The sequence below is a fragment of the Streptomyces sp. NPDC096132 genome, assembly GCF_044763345.1.
Classification (GTDB): Bacteria; Actinomycetota; Actinomycetes; order Streptomycetales; family Streptomycetaceae; genus Streptomyces.
Map to the genome: position 1 here is coordinate 100,783 of NZ_JBIWGA010000020.1, position 20,174 is coordinate 120,956.

Genomic DNA, 20,174 nt, shown 5'->3' on the forward strand with positions numbered 1-20,174 from the left:
GGCGGCCTCGGGGAGCCCGAGTCCGCTCAGCGGGTCACCTGGCCACCGCCAGGCAGTAGTCCTCGTCGGTGGCGAGGAGGTTGCGATGGGTGTCCTCGGCCGTGATGACTCCGTCGTCCAGGACGAGGACCCGGTCGGCGGCGTCCAGCAGGGCCGGACTGCTGGTGATGACGAGGGTGGTGCGGCCCCGGCGCAGCTTCGCCACGTTGCGCGCGATGAGCTGTTCGGTGACCGCGTCGACGGCCGTCGTCGGATCGTGCAGCACGAGGATGTCGGCGTCGGCCGCCAACGCCCGGGCCAGGGACAGCCGTTGGCGCTGCCCCCCGGAGAGGTTCGCGCCGCGGTCGCGCACGCCGTAGTCGAGTCCCTCGCGGTGCAGGGCGACGACGTCGGTCAGCATGGACGCCTCGACGGCCTCCGGGACCATCCGGCTGGTGCCCGAGGGGTCGATGTTCGTGCGGAGGGTGCCGGCGAAGATCTCGCCGTCGTACGGGTTCACCAGCAGGTGCTCCCGGACCGCCTCGATCGACAGGTCCGCGAGTTCCTGTCCGCCGACCCGCACCACCCCCTCGTACGCGTCGGGCGGGACGTTCGCCGCCAGGACCGCCGCGAGGTCGGCGGCCGCGCGCGGCTGGTAGGCGGCGATCGCCACGAACTCACCGGCGGACACCCGGAACCTCAGCTTGCGCAGCAGCCCGTGGCGCACGCAGTCGATCTCCAGGTCGCCGCCCGCGGCCGGCCGCTCGGACCCCGGGGTCGTCACCGGCGGCGCGGACAGCACCAGCGCCATCCGCTCGGCCGACGCGCGCGCGATCATCACGTACTTGGGCATCTCCGAGAACAGTCTGAGCGGTTCCATGATGAACTGCGCCAGCCCGACGGCCATGACGAGTTCCCCGATGGTGATGCGGTCGTCGAAGGCCAGCCAGCCCGCCGTCAGCGTCACCGCGCCGGCGAGGACCGCGTTGAGGGCCAGCGCGGTTCCCGCGTACGCCCCGTTCACCCTGGCTACGGTGATCGCCTGGACCTTCGCCTCCGTGCTGACCCTCCGATAGGACCGGAACGCCGCGTGGTTGCCGCCGAACCCGTGCAGCGGGCGCAGGCCGGTGATCAGGTCGGCGACCTTCGCGCCCGCCCGTGCCACCCGGGCCTGCTGTTCCTGGGTACTGGAACCGATCCGCTTGGACAGCACGCTCAGGATCGACATGATCGCGACGGTTCCCACGATCACCAGCAGGCCGAGCCGGATGTCGGCCAGGCCCAGCGCGACCGCCGCGACCACCACCGCGACCAGTGAACTGATCAGCAGCGGCACCACCTCGATGATGTCAGCGGTCTGGTCCGCGTCCTCGGTGGCGATGGTCAGCACCTCGCCGGACTTCAGGTCGACGTCCCGGGCCACCGGCTGCAGTCCGCAGGCCGCGACCCTCACCCGCCAGCGGTGCGCCTCGGTCGTGTTGGCCTTCTGCAGGACGCGCATCCCGAACCGCCACGACAGCGACACGGTCGTGATGATCACCGCCAGCGCGGCGATCGACAGGCCGAGCGAGCCGAGGCTGCGACTGCGCATCGTGTGTTCGACGATCAGGCCGAGGGCGATGGGGAAGGCGGTCTCGCCCGCCTGGTACAGACCCATGAGGACGGTGCCCGAGACCATGGCGCCGACATTGCGGCGCAGCGCGGTCCTCAGGATGTCGGACCCCGGGCGGGGCCGCTTCGTGTCAGGAGTGGTCATCGATGTGGCGGGCCATCGCTTCCGGGGTTCGCAGGGTGAACAGGTCACGGATCGTGATCACGGGGCCGAACTCCCGGCGGAGCAGCCCGATCAGACGTACCGCCAGCATGGAGTGTCCTCCCAGGGACACGAAGTCGCTCACCGCGCTCACCTCGTCGTCGTCCAGGTCCAGTGCCTCGGCGAAGAACTCGCACACCACGGTCTCGGTCCCGGTCTCCGGCCCGCGCTCCCCCGCCGTGGTCAGCGCGCCCAGCGGCTTGGCCTCAGGCAGCGCCTTGGTGTCAGCCTTCCCGTTCACCGTCAGCGGGATGCTGTCGACCTGGGCGTAGTGCGTCGGACGCAGGAAGTCCGGCAGCCCGGCGCCCACTTCGGCCGTCACGGACACCAACTCCGCCCCGTCCAGCACCAGATAGGCGGCCAACCGGTACGCGCCGTCGACCTGCGGGTCGGGCTGGGCGACCGCGGCGACGAACCGCACCGCCGGGTGCGCCGCGAACACGGCCTCGACCTCGCCCAGTTCGACCCGGTGACCCCGGATCTTGACCTGCTGGTCGGTGCGGCCGAGATACGTCAGGTTCCCGTCGGGCCGCCGGACCACCAGGTCCCCGGTGCGGTACATACGCTCGCCGGGCTCACCGAACGGACACGCGACGAAGCGGTGCGCGGTCTGACCGGGCTGCCCGAGATAACCGCGCGCGATGCCGATGCCCGACACGTACAGCTCACCGGGAATCCCGTCCGGCAGGGGCCGCAGCCACGGGTCCAGCACATAGACGTCGGTGTTGTCGATCGCCACACCGACCACCGGGTCCTCGCACGCGAACGTGCCGACGCCGAGGGTGTTGATGGTGTACTCGGTGGGTCCGTACAGGTTGTAGCCGACCGTCCCCTCGGTCTCGGCGAGCCGCTGCCACAACGTCGGGGTGACGGCCTCACCGCCCAGCAGCACCAGCGCCGGTCGCCGCGCCGGGTTGCCGAGCAGCCCCTCGGCCACCAGCTGCTGCGCGTACGTCGGGGTCACGTTGATGACGTCGATGCCGTGCTCGAGGCAGTACTCGACCAGCCGGGGCGCGTCGCGGCGCAGTTCCTCGTCGCAGATGTGCACCTCGTGGCCGTCGGCGAGCCACAGCAGCTCCTCCCACGACATGTCGAACGCGAACGACACGGTGTGCGCGATCCGGAAGACCCGGTGGCCGTGCTCCGCCAGCACCGGCTCGAAGATCCGGCGCTGATGGTTGATCAGCATGTTGGTGAGGCCCGCGTACTCGGTCACCACGCCCTTCGGCTTCCCGGTCGATCCGGAGGTGTAGATCGTGTACGCGGGATGGCGCAGACGGTGCGGGTCGTCCGGCGCGAACGTCACGAACGGCTCGGCCTCGGGCAGCGGGCGGTCCAGTTCGATGAGGTCGCCGGTCGGGCCGGGCAGCCGGGGCGACACGGAGCTCACGGTGAGGACCACGTCCGGGCGGGCGTCGGCGACGATCGCGGCGATCCGCTCGTCCGGGTGGTCCAGCTCCAGCGGCACATACGCGGCGCCCGCCCGCAGCACGGCGAACAGCGCCACGATCGAGTCGAGGGAGCGCGGGATCGCGAGCCCCACGGTCGTCTCGGGCCCGATGCCGCGCGCGGCGAGCACACCGGCCACCGCGCGGCTGCGGTCCCGGAGCCCCGCGAAGGTCAGGGTCGCGCCGTCGGCGACGAGTGCCACCCTTTCCGGATCGCGGTCCGCCGCCCGGTCGAACCGGTCGACGACGGTGTCCGTGCCGATGTCCGTGCGCTCGCCGCGCGAGGGCTCCGGCCCCAGCCCCCGCAACGCGCCGAGCGGTCCGGTCGAGCGGGCCAGGTCCTCGAGCACGTGGAGGTAGTCGTCGAGGAGACGCCGGGCGTTGTCGGCGTCGTCGTCGCGGTACTCCAGCTTGACGGTGAGGCGGTCGCCGGGCGTGACGACCCAGGTGAACGGGTAGTGGGTGGAGTCGTCCGCCTTCACCGAGGTGATGCCGTGCCGGGCGTTCATCTCGGCGAACGCGTCCAGGTCCAGGAAGTTCTGGAGCACGAACAGGTTGTCGAACAGGGTGTCGTGCCCGCTGGCCCGCTGGATCTCGCCGAGTCCGAGGTGCTCGTGCTCCATCGCCTCGACCCTGGCCGCCTGTACGGCCGACAGGTACTCCCGGACCGTGTCGTCGGGCCGGGCCCGCGTCCACATCGGCACGGTGTTGAGCAGCACGCCGACGATGCCGTCCAGGCCTTCGCCGTCCCGGCCGGAGACGGTGACGCCGAACACGGCGTCGCCGCGCCCCGTGTGTGCGCCCAGCAGGAGGCCGAAGGCCGCGGTCAGCACCGAGTTCAGGGTGACGCCGTGCACCCGGGCCGCTTCCCGCAGCAGGTCGGACTGTTCGGCGGAGAGCGTGTGCACCAGTGCGCGCGGCAGTTCGTCCGACAGGACCGGCGCCGGTCCGGCGAGCAGGGTCGGGCCCGTGAGGCCGGCCAGGTGATCCGCCCAGAAGCGTTCCGACACGGCGGGGTCCCTGGCGTCGAGCGCCCGGGCGTGGTCCTCGAAGCCCGGCGTGGCCGGGGACGGGTCGAGCGGCTCGCCCGCGACGACGGCCCGGTAGGCCTCGAACAGGTCCCGCAGCACGATCTCGCGGGACCAGCCGTCCCACAGCAGCAGGTGGTAGCTGAGCAGCAGGCCGTCGCGGTCGTCGGGCAGACGCACCACGGTCAGCCGGATCAGCGGCGGCTCACCCGGGTCGAAGCCGGTGTCGCGGTCCCGGGCGCGCAACGCGTCGACCTCGGCATCCGTCGACAGCTCGACCGTACGCACGTCGACCCGCCGGCCCGCCCTGAGGACCTGCACCGGGTTTCCGTCGTCGTCGGTGGTGAAGCCGGCCCCCACCACCGGGTGCCGTGCGATCACGTGCGCCATCGCCTCGGCGAGCGCGTCGGTGTCCAGGCGCCGGTCGAAGGTGAACCAGCTCTGCGCGACGTAGTGTCCGGCCGAGCCCGCCAGCTGGGCCTGGAAGAACAGGCCTCGCTGGAGCGGGGTGACCGGTGCCGTGCGCTCGGCCGACGCGGAGGCGTCCGCGACGCGTCCCAGGGCGGTGAGCCAGTGGTCGGTGACCTCGTCGGGGATGCCCTCGGCGAGGGTGAAGGCCGCGTGCAGGCTCCCGGTGGTGTCGTCGAGCCAGGCGTTGACCTCGACGGCGTACTGGCTGCCCTGGTCGCCGCCGGTGAGGTGCAGCGCCTGGGACTCGCTGCCCCGGCCGAGGTAGTTGAACAGCACCTGCGGGCGGGCGGTCAGGAGCGGTGCCGTCTGCGGGTCGAGGTACCTGAGCCGGCCGTAGCCGACGTGCGCGCGCTCGTCCGGCTGGCGTGCGGCGATCTCTCGTGCCGCCGCGACGGGGTCGGTGTGCGCCGTGAGCCGCACGGGTGCGATCGACGTGAACCAGCCGACCGTGCGGGTGTAGTCGTGGTGTCCGAGGACCGGGACCCGGCCGTGCCGCTCCAGGTCGACCACGAGGTCGGTGGGTGAGGGCTGGACATGGGTCAGCGCGGTGCGCAGCGCGCCGCACAGCAGCTCGGTGAGGCCGACGCCGAGCGCGGCGGGCGCGGTCCGGGTGACGCGGTCGCTCACGTCGGCGGGCAGGACGACCGTGGTCTCCCGCAGCCCGGCGACCGTGGGCAGCAGCGGGGGCGCCTGGAGGGTGGTGATCCAGTGTCCGAGGTCGTCGAGGGAGTGGGCGGAGGGGAGGGTCAGTGCCTCGGCGTACTCGGCGTACGACGTGGTGGCGGGCGCCAGTGCCTCCCCGCGCAGCGCGGCCGCCAGGTCGTCCAGCAGGACCAGCCAGGACACCGAGTCGACGGCGAGGTGGTGCACGGTGACCACCAGGGTGCGGGTCGGTTCCAGCCACGAGAACGCGACGACGTCCCCGGCTTCGGGATCGAGCCGCGCGGCGGCCTCGTTCGCCGCCGTCGTCGCATCGGTCGTGCCGGGCCGTACGACGGTGACCTCGCGGTCGGGTTCGGTGCGCAGCGCCCATACGCCGTGCTCGACGCGCAGCCGCAGCCGCAGCAGCGGATGCGTGGCGACGACGGCGTGCGCGGCGCGCTCGATGTCGGCGAACCCGGTGCCCTCGGGGACGGTCATCATCCTGGCCTGGGCGAACCGGGCGAGCGAGCCGCCCAGTTCCCGCTGACGCAGGATGATCGGCGTCGGGGCGAGCGGGCCGTCCTCGTGGCGGGCCGGGGCGTACGTGGTGGCCTGCGGTGCGCGGGTCGCCAGGTGTGCGGCGAGCGCGCGCGGGGTCCGCAGCAGGAAGACGTCCCGGGGCGCGATCGGCAGGCCGAGGGCCCGGGCCCGGTTGATCACGGTGATGGCGACGATGCTGTCGCCCCCGGCCCGGAAGAAGTCGGTGTCCGCGTCCACGGCGGCACCGGGCAGCGTCTCGGCGAAGACGCCGACCAGCGCGGCGAGCGCGGTATCGCCCGCGGCCACCGGGGTGTCGCCGGATGGATCGACGGCCGCCGGGGTGTCGTCCTGGGCCTGCGCGGCCCGTGCGGCCAGGGCCTTGCGGTCGAGTTTGCCGTTGACCGTCAGCGGCAGCGCGTCGACCGGCAGCACGCGGCTCGGCACCATGTGCGCGGGCAGCTTCGCGGACAGCAGAGCGGTGAGGTCGCCGGGCACCCGGCCGACGACGTGCGCGACGAGATGGTCCCCGCCGTCCGCCACGGTGACGGCCACGTCGACCACGCCGTCGAGTTCCCTGATCGCGCTCTCCACCTCGGCGGGCTCGATCCGGAAACCCTTGAGCTGGACCTGGTCGTCGGCGCGGCCGAGGAACTCCAGTTCGCCGTCGAGTGTGCGGCGGGCGAGGTCGCCCGTGTGGTACATGCGGGAGCCGTCGCCCGCGAACGGGTTCGCCACGAAGCGGCCCGCGGTCAGGGCCGGCCTGCCGAGGTAGCCGAGCGACACCTGGTCGCCCGCGACGTAGATGGCGCCCGCCCGCCCCGGCGGCACGGGCCGGAGCCGGTCGTCGAGCAGGTGGGTGACCAGGCCGGGGATCGGGCCGCCGATGGGGCTGACGTCGTCGCCGGGGCCGAAGTCCTCGTCGGTCAGCACCCGGTGGGTGACGTGGACGGTGGTCTCGGTGATGCCGTACATGTTGACCAGTTCGGGCGAGGCGGTGCCGTGCCGTTCGACCCAGCCGCGCAGCCGTCCGAGATCCAGCGCCTCGCCTCCGAAGACGACCCGGCGCAGTGCGGTGAGCGGCTCGCCGGCCTGCCGGTCGGCCTCGATGAACTGGTAGAACGCGGAGGGGGTCTGGTTGAGCACGGTCACTCCGCGCTCGCGGACCAGCCGGTGGAAGTCGACCGGGGAGCGGGTGAGCCCGTACTCCGGCACGAGCAGTTCACCGCCGTGCGCCAGCGCGCCCCACAGCTCCCAGACCGCGAAGTCGAAGGAGAAGGAGTGGAACTGGACCCACACGTCGTGCGGGCCGAAGTCCATGGCGGGCCGGGTGCGGGAGAGCAGTGTCACCACGCTGGAGTGCGGGACGACGACGCCCTTGGGCCGGCCGGTCGATCCGGAGGTGTAGATCACGTAGGCGGGGTCGTGCCACCTCACCTCGGGCCGAGTGGTGTCCCCGACCGGCGGTTCGTCTCCCTGCACGAGGACCCGGGCCGGCACACCCGTCCGGGCCAAAAGCTCCGTGAAACGGTCCCGCTGCTCGCGGTCCACGAGGACGACCTGGGGAGCGGCGTCGGTGAGGATGTACTCCAGGCGTTCGTCCGGGTACGCCAGGTCCAGCGGCACGTACGCGCCGCCCGCGCTGACGATCGCGACCAGGGCGACGACCTGCTCGACGGAGCGCGGGAGGGCGACGGCGACCCGTCGGCCCGGTCCGACCCCGGCCACGCGCAGGGCCGAGGCCAACTCGTCCTTCGCGGCGGCCAGTTCGCCGTACGTCAGTGAGTGCGTGGCGCCGTCGAGACCGCACTGGGTGACGGCGGTGGCGGCCGGGTCGCGGTGCGCGGCGGCGTCGAACAGTGCGCCCAGGGTCGTCGGGGTGACGGGGGCGAGCCGGTCGCTCTCGGCTGTCAGGTCGTCGACCAGGGCGTCCGGCCGGCCGAGCAGGGCGGTGAGGGTCCGGGTGAACGTGCGCAGGATCTCCCGGGCGCTCGTCTCCCCCAGCAGGACGCCGTCGTAGATCAGGTTGAAGCGCGGACGGCCGTCGAGCGCGCGTTCCACCACCAGCGTCAGCGGGTAGTGCGGGGCGCCCTCGTTCACGAGGTCGGTGATGACGAGCGTGTCGTCGGGCCGCCGGAGGGCGTCGACGTCGGTCGCCACGTCGAAGACCACGAGCGTGTCGAACAGGGAGCCGGCACCGGCCTGGCGGCCGATCCGCGCGAGCGAGACGTGCTGGTGCGGCAGCACCGCGCTCTGGTGCTCGCGTACCGAGGCGAGCAGGTCGTGCGCCGTGGTGGCGGCGGTCCACCGGGCGCGCACGGGGATCGTGTTGATGAACAGACCCACCATGTCCTCGATGCCGGGCACCTCGGCGTCGCGCCCGGACACCGTGGAACCGAACAGCACGTCCCTGCCCCGCAGGAGGGAGCCCAGCGTCACGGCCCAGGCGCTGTGCACGGCGACGCTCAGCGGTACGCCGGCCGACCGGGCGGCCGCGTCGATGTCGTTCTCCGGCTCCAGGGCGGTGTCGGCGAACCGGTCGGACGGGGTGTGTCCCTCGGCGACCAGCGAGGGGCCGGGCAGTTCGGCGAGCTGTTCGCGCCACACCCGGTCGCTCTCGTCGTCGTCGCGTCCGGCGAGCCAGTGCACGTAGTCGGGGAAGCCGCCGACCGGGTACACGGTGCCCGGTGCGTGGTACTCGGCCAGCAGCGCGCGCAGCATCGGCGGCACCGACCAGCCGTCGGCGACGATGTGGTGGACGGTCTGCACCAGCACGGTCCGTCCGGAGCCCGCGCGGATCAGCGTGTACCGCATCAGCGGGCCGGTGGCGAGGTCGAACCCGGCGCGGCGGTCCCGTTCGGCGAGCGCGCGTATCTCGTCGTCGGTGATACCGGGGCGGTCCAGTGTGGTGAAGGGCGCCAGCACCCCGTTCTCCAGCACGGAGACCACCCGGCCGTCGGCGAGGGCCGTGAACCGCGCGGCCAGGTTCGGGTACAGCGTGAGCAGCCGGGTGGCCGCCGCGGCCAGCCGGTCGGCGTCCACCTCGCCGTCGAGCGTGAGCAGTTGCTGCTCGACGTAGGCGCCCGCCGAGTCGTCGTCGAAGACCGAGTGGAAGTAGAGGCCCTCCTGCAGCGGGGTCAGCGGCAGGATGTCCCTGAGGGCCGGGCCGTCCAGTGCGTCGACGTCGGCCTGGGTGAGCGGCACGAGGCGGAAGTCGCTGGGCGAGTGGCCGCCCTGGCCGAGCGCGGCCAGCCCGGTCAGGGCGTCCTGGAAGTACGCGGCGAGCGTCGCGATGTCGTCGTCGCCGAACATCCCGTCGGGCCAGGAGATGGTGGTGACCAGTTCGTACGCGCCGGTGGCGGCGGGTTCGGCGATGGCGTTGAACTCGAGGGGGCGCGGCAGACGCATCCTCGGGTCCCGCTTCTCGCCCAACTGGCCTGTGGTGCAGGCGAGTTCCCAGTCCCCCGAGGCGCCCGCGTCGAAGCGGCCCAGGTAGTTGAACAGCACCTGCGGGGCGGGCGCGTCGAACTCGGTGCCGGTCAGGTACCGCAGGGCGCCGTAGGAGACGCCGTTGTCCGGTACCCGGGTGAGGTCGTCCTTGACGGCCTTGAGCGCGGCGGCCAGGTACGCGGGCGCCGTGAGGTCGGCCGCCGCGCCGGGGTCCACGACCACGGGGAACAGGGTGGTGAACCAGCCCACGGTCCGCGACAGTTCCGGCTCGAAGCCGGCGGAGTCCGCCACGAACCCGCCCTCGCGGCCGTGGCCCTCGAGTTCGATGTAGGCGAACGTCTGGTCCTGCCCGAGGTCGCGGCGCCGGCGGGCGAGGGCGACGGCGAGGGCGGTGAGCAGGACGTCGTTGACACCCGCGTGGAACTTCGCGGGGATCTCGCCCAGCAGTGCGGCCGTGGTCTCTGGGCCGACCGTGACGGTCCGCAGTCGCTCGTGGGCGACGGTGTCGGCGGCGGACAGCGCGCGCCGGCCCACGGGTCGGTCGTCCGCCGGCAGGGGACGCCAGTAGTAGGAGCTGTCCGCGTCGAACGCCGCACGCTCCAGCAGCTGCGTCCAGCGCCGGAACGACGTGCCCACCGCGGGCAGTTCGATCGGTGTGCCCGAGGTGAACCGCCGCCAAGCCGTGGCCAGGTCGTCCATCAGGACCCGCCAGGACACGCCGTCGATCACCACATGGTGGGCGACCAGGACCAGTTGCCGTGCCGCGCGGCGCCACACGGCGCGCAGCATCACGCCGTCCGCCGGGTCCAGGCCGTCGGTGGCGAGGGCGACGCACGCGTCGAGCGGCCGGTCGCTCTCCTGCCACGCCGCGGTGGCCCGGTCCGCCTCCGGGATGTCGAAGCTCCAGCGGTCGCCGCGCACCAGTCTGGCGCGCAGCATGTCGTGCCGCCGGACCAGGGCGGTGAGGATCTCGTCGAGGGTGTCGGCGGTCAGGTCCGCCGGGGTGTTGAGCACCACCGACTGCACGAACCCGTCGATCGCGTCCGTGGTCTCGCCGAGCCACTGCACGATCGGCGATCCCACGACGGAACCGGTCGCGACGTCCCGGTGGTCCACGATGGCGACGTCCTCATGGCCGGCCACCGCCGCGAGCGCCCCGACGGTGGTGCTGGTGAAGATCTGCCGTGCCGTGACGTAGAGGCCCGCCTCGCGCAGTGCGCTCAGCAGCGAGATCGCCAGGATGCTGTCTCCGCCGAGCCGGAAGAAGTCCTGGTCGACACCGACCTCGTCCAGCCGCAGGACGGCCGCGACCGCCGCGCACACCGCGCGCTCGGTGTCGGTGGTGGGCCGGACGAGCGTGCCCGTGGTGACCGTGGGCTCCGGGAGCGCGTTGCGGTCGAGCTTGCCGTTCGCGGTGAGCGGGAACCGAGTCATCACGACGATGTGGGTGGGCACCATGTACTCCACCATGTGGTCGACGGCCCACGCCCTGACCTCGTCCGGCCGCAGGTCCTCGTGCCCGGCGGACGGGATCACGTACCCGACCAGGTAGGTGCCGCCTACGGCGTTCTTCTTCGCGACGACACAGGTGTGCCGTACGCCGGGGTGTTCCGCGAGGCCCACCTCGACGTCCTCGATCTCCAGCCGCATACCGCGGATCTTGATCTGGTTGTCGGCCCGGCCGAGGAAGTCCAGCGATCCGTCCGGGGCGAACCGGGCGAGGTCGCCGGTCCGGTACAGCCGGGAGCCGTCCGCGGCGAAGGGGTTCGCGACGAAACGGGACGCCGTCAGGCCGGGGGCGTTGACGTAGCCGCGCCCGAGGAGGAATCCGCCCACGTACAGTTCGCCGCCGACGCCGACCGGGACGGGGCGCAGTTCGTCGTCCAGGACGTACAGCTGGGTGTTGGGGTTGGCCTTGCCGATCGAGGTCGACAGGCGCTCCGCCGCGCCCCGGTAGATGACGTGCGAGACGCCGATCGTCGTCTCGGCGGGGCCGTAGCCGTGGTACAGGGGGATGTCGAGCTGGGTGCGGAACCGTTCGTACAGCTCCGGGGTGAGCACCTCGCCGCCGCACCACACGTGCCGCAGGCTGTCCAGGCGGCCGGAGTCGCCCGCCATCTCCAGCAGGACGTCCAGCATGGACGACACCAGGTAGGTGAAGGTGACGCGCTGCTCGGCGATCACGCCGAGGAGATGGTGCGGGTCGCGTTCGCCGCCGGGGCGCAGCACCACCAGTCGGGCGCCGCTCACCAGGGGCAGGAAGATCTCGTTGATGGAGATGTCGAACGACAACGGCGCCTTGAACAGGGACGCGTCGTCGTAGCCGAAGCCCAGGATCTCGTGGACCTGCCACAGCAGGCGCTCGCTGATCGCCTCGTGACGGATCATCGCGCCCTTGGGGCGCCCGGTCGAACCGGAGGTGAAGATCACGTACGCCAGGGCGTCGCCGAGGACGGTGACGTCGGTCCCTTCGGCGGGGTAGGAGCCGAACCGCCAGTCGCCGAGGTCGACGGCCACGGCTGCCGGTTCCTCGGGGTCGTGCTCGCCCGAGTCGTTGAGCTGGAGCACGACCCGGGCGTCCTGGATGACGACGGCCCGGCGCGCGGCGGGCCACTGCGGATCGAGCGGTACGAACGCGCAGCCCGCCTGGAGGACGGCGAGCAGCCCGATCACCATGTCGGCGGAGCGGGCCAGGGAGATGCCGACGACCTGTTCGGCGGTGAGCCCGCGCTCGATCAAGTGGTGGGCCAACTGGCTGGACAGCGCGGCTGTCTGACGATAGGTCAGCGACCGGTGCTCGTCGACGACGGCGATGGCGTCCGGCCTGGTCCGCGCCTGCTCGCGGAACATCTCCACGATGGTCGGGCGGACCCGGTCGGCCCGGGTGTCGTTCCACTCGGCCAGGGCCTCGAGCCTCGCCGCCACGCCGGACGGGCCGACGGTGCCGAGGGGCCGGTCCGGGAAGTCGGCCAGGTCGTCCAGTGCGAGCTGCGCGTCGGCCTGCTCGACGCCGTCCGGGACGCGGACGCCGCGGTCGTCGGCTCCGACCTCCCAACCGCCGGGCGCGGTACCGCCGTTGTCGACCCAACCGAGGACATCGGCGAAGTGCGTGCCCGGGGTGAGGTCGATGCCCTCGGGGCTGCGGCCCGTCGCCCAGTACGACAGGGCGATGGCACACGCTTCGGTGAGGATCCGGTCGGAGAAGTCCCCGGTGCGCCGGCGCAGATCGGCCAGCCGGGTGGGAGAAAGCAGTACGAGACGAGCGCGCGGTTCGATCATCGAAGACTCAGCGTCCCTTCCACGGTATGAAAGTTAGCCTAACCTAAGTAAGGATCACCTAACCAGGGTTGCCTAACTGCCCTCTCGCCAGGCCCGCCACAGTCGTGCGTACCGGCCGCCCAGGGCCACCAACTCCTCGTGCGTTCCCTGCTCCACCACGCGCCCCGCGTCCAGCACGGCGATGCGGTCCGCCGCCATCGCCTGCGTCAGCCGGTGCGCCACGAACAGCGTGGTCCGGCCCGCGCAGGCGGCCAGCACGGCCCGCTCCAGCTCGGCGGCGCCCTCGCTCCCCGCCTCGGCGGTCGACTCGTCGAGCACCACCACCGGCGCCCGGCCCAACACCAGCCGGGCCAGGGCGATCTGGGCGACCTTGGTGACGTCCAGGCGCTCACCGCCCTCACCGACAGGGGTGTCGAGCCCCTCGGGCAGCGCGTCGACCCAGTCGCCGGCACCCACCGTGCGCAACGCGTCCCCCAGCTCGGCGTCCGTCGCCTCCGGCGCGGCCAGCCGCAGGTCGTCGGCGAGCGGACCGGAGAACACATGGGTCTCCTGCGTCAGGATGCTCACCAGGGCCCGCGCCCCCGCCTCGTCCAGACCGGCGAGGTCGGTCGACCCGACGCGCACCGACCCCGCCTGCGGGGTCCCGATGCCCGCGATCAGCGCGGCCAGGGTCGTCTTGCCCGCGCCCGTCGCCCCCACCAGCGCGAGCGAACCGCCCGCCGGGATCGTCAGGCTGACATCTCTCAACACCGGTTCCTCGGCGCCGGGGTAACGGAACGTCAGCCCCTCCACCGTCACCGCGTACGGTCCGGCGTCCGGCGACTCGACGGCCGTGTCACCCACCAGCCGGTCCTGCGCGGACTCCCCCAGCACCCCGACCAGCCGGGTCAGGCTCGCCCCCGACTTCTGCGCCTCGTCGAAGGTGAACATGATGGCGCCCAGCGGGGTGAACAGCCGGTGGAACAGCAGCGGGGCCGCCGCCACCTCGCCCAGGCTGGCGGCATCGGCCTCCAGCAGGGCGTATCCCACCCCGAGGATCAGGACCAGCCCGATGAACTCGGCGCGGTTCTCCCTGCCGACGAACCGGCCGAAGAACCGGAAGACCTCGATGCCGAGGTCGCGCACCCGCCACGACTCCTGGGTGACCTTCTCGCGGAAGGCGCCCTCGAGGCGGTACGCCCGGACCGTGTCGATGCCGTTCAGACCGCTGATCAACGCCTGTGCGCGATCGGCCTGGGCCACCCGCTGCTGCTGGTAGAGCGGGGCGGACCTGGGCAGGTACCAGCGCAGGGCCAGCCCGTACGCGGGCAGCGCGCCGGCGCCCGCCAGGCCGAGCCGCCAGTCGAGGCCGAACATGCCGGCCGTGGCGATGACGACCAGCACGCCCGCCGAGAACACCGTGGGGATCGCCGTACGGATGCCCTTGGAGATGACGGCCACGTCGTCGCCGACCCGGGACAGGACGTCTCCCCGGCCGACCTGCTCGATCCGTGCGCTCGGCATCCCGAGGACCGCCCGGACGGCGCCTTCGCGCAGCCGCGCGAGCAGATCCGCGCCCAGCCGCCCGATCAGATAGGTCGACACCGCGGTGGCCGCCGCGCCGAGAAGCGCGGCGGCCGCCATCAGGGCCCCGATCGTGACCAGGACCGACTGCGATTCGCCTCCGGCCACCGCGTCGACCACCCGGCCGAGCAGGAGCACCGGGAGCACCTGGAGCGCCGCCCCGGCCACCGTGGTGAGCGCGGTGGCGGCCGTCAGCCAGGGCACCTCGCGGCAGTGCTCCGCGACCCATCGGGCGGCCTCGCGTCCGGTGGCCGTGCGCAGGGTGGACGGGGCGACGCTCGTGTCGGTGGTGCTCACTCCCTACTCGACCGACTTGACGAGCTCGTCGATCGCGTACGGCATGGACAGCAGCGTGCCCTGGGAGATGGCCGCGCCGACCGCCGGGCCCTCACTGTCGAGCAGGTACGACACGTTGCCCTTCTTCACGGCGTCCAGGTTGGCGAAGAGCTTGAACTTCTTCAGCGCTTCGGTGTCCGCCTTGTCGTTGATGACGAAGATGTGGTCGACGTCGACCAGGTCGACGCGCTCGGGCGAGAGCTTGGTGTAGAAGCTGCCGTCCGCGATCTTGTCGATCTCGGTCTGGTACTGGTAGCCGATGCCCGTCACCAGCCGTCCGCGCACGTCGGTGGAGGTGAACGGGGCCACCGAGTTCTCGTACCAGGACAGTGCGACGGCCTTCTGGTCCGCGAGTTCGGGGTGCGCCTTCTTGGCGGCGTCGAGCTGGCCCTGGATGTCCGTCACCATCTTCTCGCCCTCCTCGGCCTTGCCGAGGGCCTTGGCGATGTGCAGCGCGTTGTCCTGCCAGGGCGCGCTGAACGGCTCCTTCTCGGCCTTGGTGCGGCCCACCGTCGGAGCGATCTTGGAGAGCTTGTCGTAGGCGGCCTGGTCGATCTCGGAGTAGACCGCGATGATCAGGTCCGGCCGCAGGGCGGCGATCTTCTCGTAGTTGGGCCCGGAGTCACCGTTCTTCATGATGACCTCGGGCTTGGTGTCGCCCCACTTGTCCTTCACCCAGGGCCACTGGGTGTTGATGTCGGGGCTCTGGCCGGCCGGGTTCGGGTACTGGTCGACCATGCCGACCGGCTTGATGCCGAAGGCCAGGATGGTCTGGTCGTCCGTGTAGCCGACGGAGACGACCCGCTGGGGAGCCTTCTTGATCGTCGTGGATCCGAACGCGTGCTCCACGGTGACCGGGAACGCGCCGGCGTCGGCGGTCGCGGTGGAGTCGCTCGCCTTGTCCGCCGCGTCGGACGAGTCGGAACCGCATCCCGCGAGAAGACCGACGCCGAGGGCCGCGGCGGACAGTACCGCCGCGAACCGACGCCAGGACTTCCTACGCGTCGCTCTGTGGATGAGCATCCGGAATCCCCTTGCTTTCGTGCTGTCCAGTGCACCCCCGTCTAAGGGCAGGCAAACCTTATCCCGTGGAGGTGAGGTTAGCCTACCCTTACTTGCATAACTTTATTGCTGTCTAGTCGAGTTGGACGTGCGCACGGCCGATCGGCACGATGAGCGGGCGGTCGCCCACCGGGTCGTCGATCACCTTGGCCCGCAGTCCGAACGCCTCGTGCAGCAGCTCGGCGGTGAGGACGTCACGCGGGTGCCCCTGCGCGAGGATCGACCCCGCCTTCATCACGACGAGGTTGTCGCTGTAGCGCGCGGCCAGATTGAGGTCGTGCAGCACCATGACCACGGTGCATCCCGACTCGTGCAGATCGTCCACGAGGTCGAGCACGTCGATCGCGTGCGCCAGGTCCAGATAGGTGGTCGGCTCGTCGAGGAGCAGCAGGTCGGTGCCCTGAGCCAGTGTCATCGAGATCCACACGCGCTGGCGTTGCCCTCCGGACAGCGAGTCCACCGGCCGGTCGGCCAGGTCGGACACCCCGGTCATGGCCAGCGCGCGCTCCACCACGGAGGCGTCGTCGGACGACCACTGCCGCAGCCAGCTCTGGTGCGGATGGCGGCCCCTGGCGACCAGGTCGGACACCGTCAGCCCCTCCGGTGCGACCGGGGACTGCGGCAGCAGACCGAGCTTCTTCGCCACGTCCCTGGTCCGGAGCCTGCCGATGTCGTCGCCGTCCAGCACGACCGTCCCCCGGGTCGGCCTGAGCAGCCGGGACAGCGTGCGCAACAGGGTCGACTTCCCACAGCCGTTGGGGCCGATGATCGTGGTGACCACCCCGGGCGGGATCGCCACGTCGAGATCGTCGATGACGGTCCGGGCCCCGTACCCGACCGTGACGCCCCGGGCCGCCAGCCGTGAGGTGTCCTCGACCTCCGACTCGATCCCGGTGATGGACTGAGCGACCACAAGGCCCCCCTCATTCAGGCTTACCCAACTTCATACCAACTGTCTGCGGTTCGCCCGCACGAGCAGATACACGAGGAAGGGGCCGCCGATCGCGGCGGTGACCACGCCGACCGGCAGACCGACCGGCAGCGCCGTACGGGCGACCAGGTCGGCGCCGATCAGCAGCAGCGCTCCCGCCAGGCCGGAGGCCACCATCGGCGGCGTCGGGTACCTGGTCAGACGCATCGCCACCTGCGGCGCCACCAGGGCGACGAACGGGACCGGGCCCGACGCGCTCACCGCCACGCCGGCCAGCAGCACCGCGCACAGCAGCAGGACCGCCCGCACCGTCGAGTACCGGACGCCCAGGCCCGCGGCGATCTCGTCGCCGAAGTGCAGCGGCTTGAACTGGAAGGCGACACCCGCCACGACGACCAGGAGGGCGAGCGTGCACCACAGCGCCACCCACACCTCGCCCCAGGACCGGTTGTCGAGCGAGCCGACCAGCCAGGCCTGGGCCCGGGCCACGTCCCTGATGTCGGCCGTGGCCAGCAGCCAGGTCGTGATCGCCTCCATCACGGCGCTCACCGAGATGCCGATGAGGATGAGCCGGAAGCCGTCGATGCCGCGCCGCCAGGCCAGGAAGTACACCAGCAGACCCGTGCCGAGACCGCCCGCGAGCGCCGCCGCGGACAGGCCCACGGAGTCGACGACCGCGGTCGCGGTCCCGCCCGACACCGTCACCAGGAACACCGCGACCGCGCTGGCGCCCCCGGTGATCCCCAGGACGTCCGGGCTGGCCAGCGGATTGCGCGCGATGGACTGCGTGATCGCCCCGGACACCCCCAGCGCGATCCCCACGACGAGCCCGGCCAGGGCACGCGGCATCCGCAGGTCCATGATGACGAACTCGTCGATCTGCTCGCCCCGGCCGAGGATCGTGGAGATCACCTGGGGCAGGGCGATGGGGAAGTCGCCGACACCGATGGACAGACAGAACAGCAGAAAGGTCGCCGTGGCCAGCAGCAGCGTGACGCACAGGATCCAGGGCCGCCACACGAACGACACGAGGCCGAGCCGTACGCCCGGCGCCACCGAGGGCTTCACATCCGTCCCGTTCATGCGTTCTTGAACTTTCCGAGCCAGACCAGGGCCGCGAAGAACGGGGCACCGAGGAGAGCGACGACGACACCGGCGTCCAGCTCGCCCGGCCGCACCACCAGGCGGCCCACGATGTCGCAGACCAGCAGGACGACGGCGCCGAGCAGACCCGCGTACGGCACCAGCCAGCGGTAGTCCGGTCCGGTCAGATAGCGGGCGACGTGGGCGACCATGAGCCCGAGGAACGCGATGGGGCCGCAGGCGGCCGTCGCCGCGCCCGCCATCAGGGTGATGGCGACGATGCCGACGGTCCGGCTCCGCGCGATGTTCACACCCAGTCCCCGTGCCACGTCGTCGCCCAGGTTGAGCAGGTTGACGGCCGGCAGCGTGGTCAGCGCCAGCAACAGGCCGAGCGCGATGAACGCGGTCACCGGCCAGATGACGTCGAAGCCGACTCCGGCCACGGAGCCCGCGTTCCAGAACCGCAGCGCGTTCAGCGCCGCCTTCTCCGACAGCGAGACCGCCGTGGTCATCGCCGCGAGGAACACCGTGACCCCCTGACCGGCCAGGGCGAGCGTCAACGGGTTGCCGGCGCCCCGGCCGATGCTGGACAGCCCGAACACCACGACACCGGCGACCGCCGCGCCCAGGAAGGCGAACCAGACGTACTGGAACGGGTTGGAGAACCCGAACACGGCGATCGCCGTCACCACCGCGAACGAGGCGCCGGAGTTCACCCCCAGCAGGCCCGTGTCGGCGATCGGGTTGCGGGTGTACCCCTGGATCAGCGCCCCGCCGACCCCCAGGGCGATGCCCGCCACGATCGCGAGCACCGTCCTGGGCACCCGCACGGTCTGCACGATGAGCCTGATCTCGGTGAGCCGTTGGTCGGACTCCGGCGCCGCGAACAGTCCGTGCCACACCTCGGCGGGACTCAACGCGCGCGCACCGACGGCCAACGACACCGCTCCCGCGATCACGAGGATCACCACGAGCGTCATCAGACCCACAACACGCCGCCGACGGGCCTCTGTTGGGCCTCTGGACGTGGGGCGCTCCACTGCAGTCGTGACCATGTCGACGTACGTTATCCGGTGGGCGCGCTAGCGGGCGGTGCTGCCGGTACCGTCGGTGACGGTCCGGACCTCGTCGGAGGCGGACTTGAGGCCCCGGTCGAGCAGCGAGTCCAGGATCTCGCCGACCCTGATGGCGGTGTTGGACAGCAGGGACGACGTGATGCCGTGGGTGTGTTCCGTGCCGCCCTGCAGATAGATGCCGCAGCGCAGGTCGGAGTCCGTCGCGATGCGGTAGTCGCGCTCGACGCGGACGCGGCCCTCGGCGTCGCGCAGGCAGCGGTCCGCGACCTCGCCGAGGAGGCCGAGGGGGTCGGCGGGGCTGTAGCCGGTGGCGAAGACCACGACGTCCGCGTCGAGGGGCGTCTCCTCACCGGTGACGAGGGACGTCACGGTGGCACGGACGCCGGCCGGCGTCTCCTGGACGCCGGTGAGCCGGGACACGTTGAGGAAGCGGAGCCGCTCGGTGCCGAGGACCTTCTCCTGGTACATCTGCCGGTACAGGTCGTCGATCAGGTCGATGTCCACCACGGAGTAGTTGGTGTTGCCGTGGTAGTCCATCAGCCGGCGTTTGACGTTCTCGGGCGCTTCGAAGTACTCGTCGACCGCCCCGGGGTCGAAGATCCGGTTGGCGAAGCCGCTGTCGTCGGCGGGGCTGTAGCCGTAGCGGGAGAACACCGCGCAGATCTCGGCCTCCGGGAAGCGGCGGTGCAGGTAGGCGACGTTCTCGGCGGCGCTCTGCCCGGCGCCCACGACGACGAACCGGGAGGGCGCGGTGCCCGCCAACTCGTCGACTTTCGCAAGCAGTTCGGAGTTGTGCCAGATGCGGTCGCTGCGCTCCACACCCTCCGGCATGAGGGGGCGCAGACCGGTGCCGATGACGAGGTTGCGGGCCCGGTGCACCACCAGCCCCTCCCCCGAACGGACCGTCACTTCCAGGTACTCCACGGCTCCGTCCCGCATGACGGGCGCCACGCCGACGACCTCGTGGCCGTAGGAGACCATGTCCTCGACCTTGGCGGCGGCCCACTCGAAGTAGTCGTGGAACTCCACCCGCAGCGGGAAGAGGCTCTTGTGGTTGATGAAGTCGATCAGCCGTCCCCTGCTCTGGAGGTAGCAGAGGAAGCTGAACTCGCTGGTGGGGTTGCGGAGCGTCACCAGGTCCTTGAGGAAGGACACTTGCATCGTCGCGTCGTCGATGAGCATGCCACGGTGCCAGCCGAAGCACGGCTGCTGTTCGAAGAAGTGAGCGGTGATCGCCTCCTGCCTGCCGGCGCGTGCGTTGTGCTCGCTGAGTGCGATCGCCATGGCCACATTGGACGGTCCGAAGCCGATGCCCATGAGGTCGTGGACCGGTGTCGCGTCACCAGGAAGAACCTGTGACATGTCTCTCCCATCGTGCGGGGCCGTCGCCTGTCAGGCGTGAAGGTGTGCGAAAAAGGGCACGCTGACGGAGCGGCAAACCGGGAACTTAGGTGAGCCTAAGCTAATCCTGTGGAG

Annotated in this window: 8 protein-coding genes; all 8 read right to left on the bottom strand. The window is 71.5% G+C overall.

The window, feature by feature from the left end; genetic code table 11:
• Positions 1-34 precede the first annotated feature (34 nt).
• The 8 genes from ACIRF9_RS36965 to ACIRF9_RS37000 all read right to left on the bottom strand — a co-directional run bounded on the left by ACIRF9_RS36965 (position 35) and on the right by ACIRF9_RS37000 (position 20,060).
• A complete protein-coding gene (locus ACIRF9_RS36965; RefSeq protein WP_403831481.1) occupies positions 35-1,735 on the bottom strand; it encodes an ABC transporter transmembrane domain-containing protein in 1,701 nt (566 codons plus the stop codon).
• Entirely contained in the window at positions 1,722-12,647 is a 10,926-nt protein-coding gene (locus ACIRF9_RS36970) for an amino acid adenylation domain-containing protein (protein ID WP_403831484.1), read from the bottom strand. The genes ACIRF9_RS36965 and ACIRF9_RS36970 overlap by 14 nt, the downstream gene beginning before the upstream one ends.
• Positions 12,648-12,719: 72 nt before the next feature.
• A complete protein-coding gene (locus tag ACIRF9_RS36975) occupies positions 12,720-14,507 on the bottom strand; it encodes an ABC transporter ATP-binding protein (protein ID WP_403831487.1) in 1,788 nt (595 codons plus the stop codon).
• A gap of 3 nt (positions 14,508-14,510) precedes the next feature.
• The gene (locus tag ACIRF9_RS36980) at positions 14,511-15,569 is read right to left on the bottom strand and encodes an iron-siderophore ABC transporter substrate-binding protein (protein ID WP_403831489.1); all 1,059 of its coding nucleotides are present in this window, start codon (positions 15,567-15,569) and stop codon (positions 14,511-14,513) included.
• 112 nt (positions 15,570-15,681) lie between these two features.
• Positions 15,682-16,521 (bottom strand): ABC transporter ATP-binding protein, encoded by an 840-nt coding sequence (locus ACIRF9_RS36985; protein WP_403831491.1) that lies wholly within the window; start codon positions 16,519-16,521, stop codon positions 15,682-15,684.
• A 30-nt stretch (positions 16,522-16,551) separates the two neighbouring features.
• Entirely contained in the window at positions 16,552-17,622 is a 1,071-nt protein-coding gene (locus ACIRF9_RS36990; RefSeq protein WP_403831493.1) for a FecCD family ABC transporter permease, read from the bottom strand.
• Positions 17,619-18,677: a FecCD family ABC transporter permease gene (locus ACIRF9_RS36995; RefSeq protein WP_403831495.1), complete on the bottom strand. Its 1,059-nt coding sequence runs from the start codon at positions 18,675-18,677 to the stop codon at positions 17,619-17,621. Before ACIRF9_RS36995 ends, ACIRF9_RS36990 begins: the two co-directional genes overlap by 4 nt.
• A 27-nt stretch (positions 18,678-18,704) precedes the next feature.
• Positions 18,705-20,060 (bottom strand): lysine N(6)-hydroxylase/L-ornithine N(5)-oxygenase family protein, encoded by a 1,356-nt coding sequence (locus ACIRF9_RS37000; RefSeq protein WP_403831497.1) that lies wholly within the window; start codon positions 20,058-20,060, stop codon positions 18,705-18,707.
• Positions 20,061-20,174 lie beyond the last annotated feature (114 nt).

Bases quoted from the DNA above. Each gene is read 5' to 3' on its own strand.
- ACIRF9_RS36965 (WP_403831481.1), bottom strand. From the start codon at position 1,735: ATGACCACTCCTGACACGAAGCGGCCCCGCCCGGGGTCCGACATCCTG.
- ACIRF9_RS36970 (WP_403831484.1), bottom strand. From the start codon at position 12,647: ATGATCGAACCGCGCGCTCGTCTCGTACTGCTTTCTCCCACCCGGCTG.
- ACIRF9_RS36980 (WP_403831489.1), bottom strand. From the start codon at position 15,569: ATGCTCATCCACAGAGCGACGCGTAGGAAGTCCTGGCGTCGGTTCGCG.
- ACIRF9_RS36990 (WP_403831493.1), bottom strand. From the start codon at position 17,622: ATGAACGGGACGGATGTGAAGCCCTCGGTGGCGCCGGGCGTACGGCTC.
- ACIRF9_RS36995 (WP_403831495.1), bottom strand. From the start codon at position 18,677: ATGGTCACGACTGCAGTGGAGCGCCCCACGTCCAGAGGCCCAACAGAG.
- ACIRF9_RS37000 (WP_403831497.1), bottom strand. From the start codon at position 20,060: ATGTCACAGGTTCTTCCTGGTGACGCGACACCGGTCCACGACCTCATG.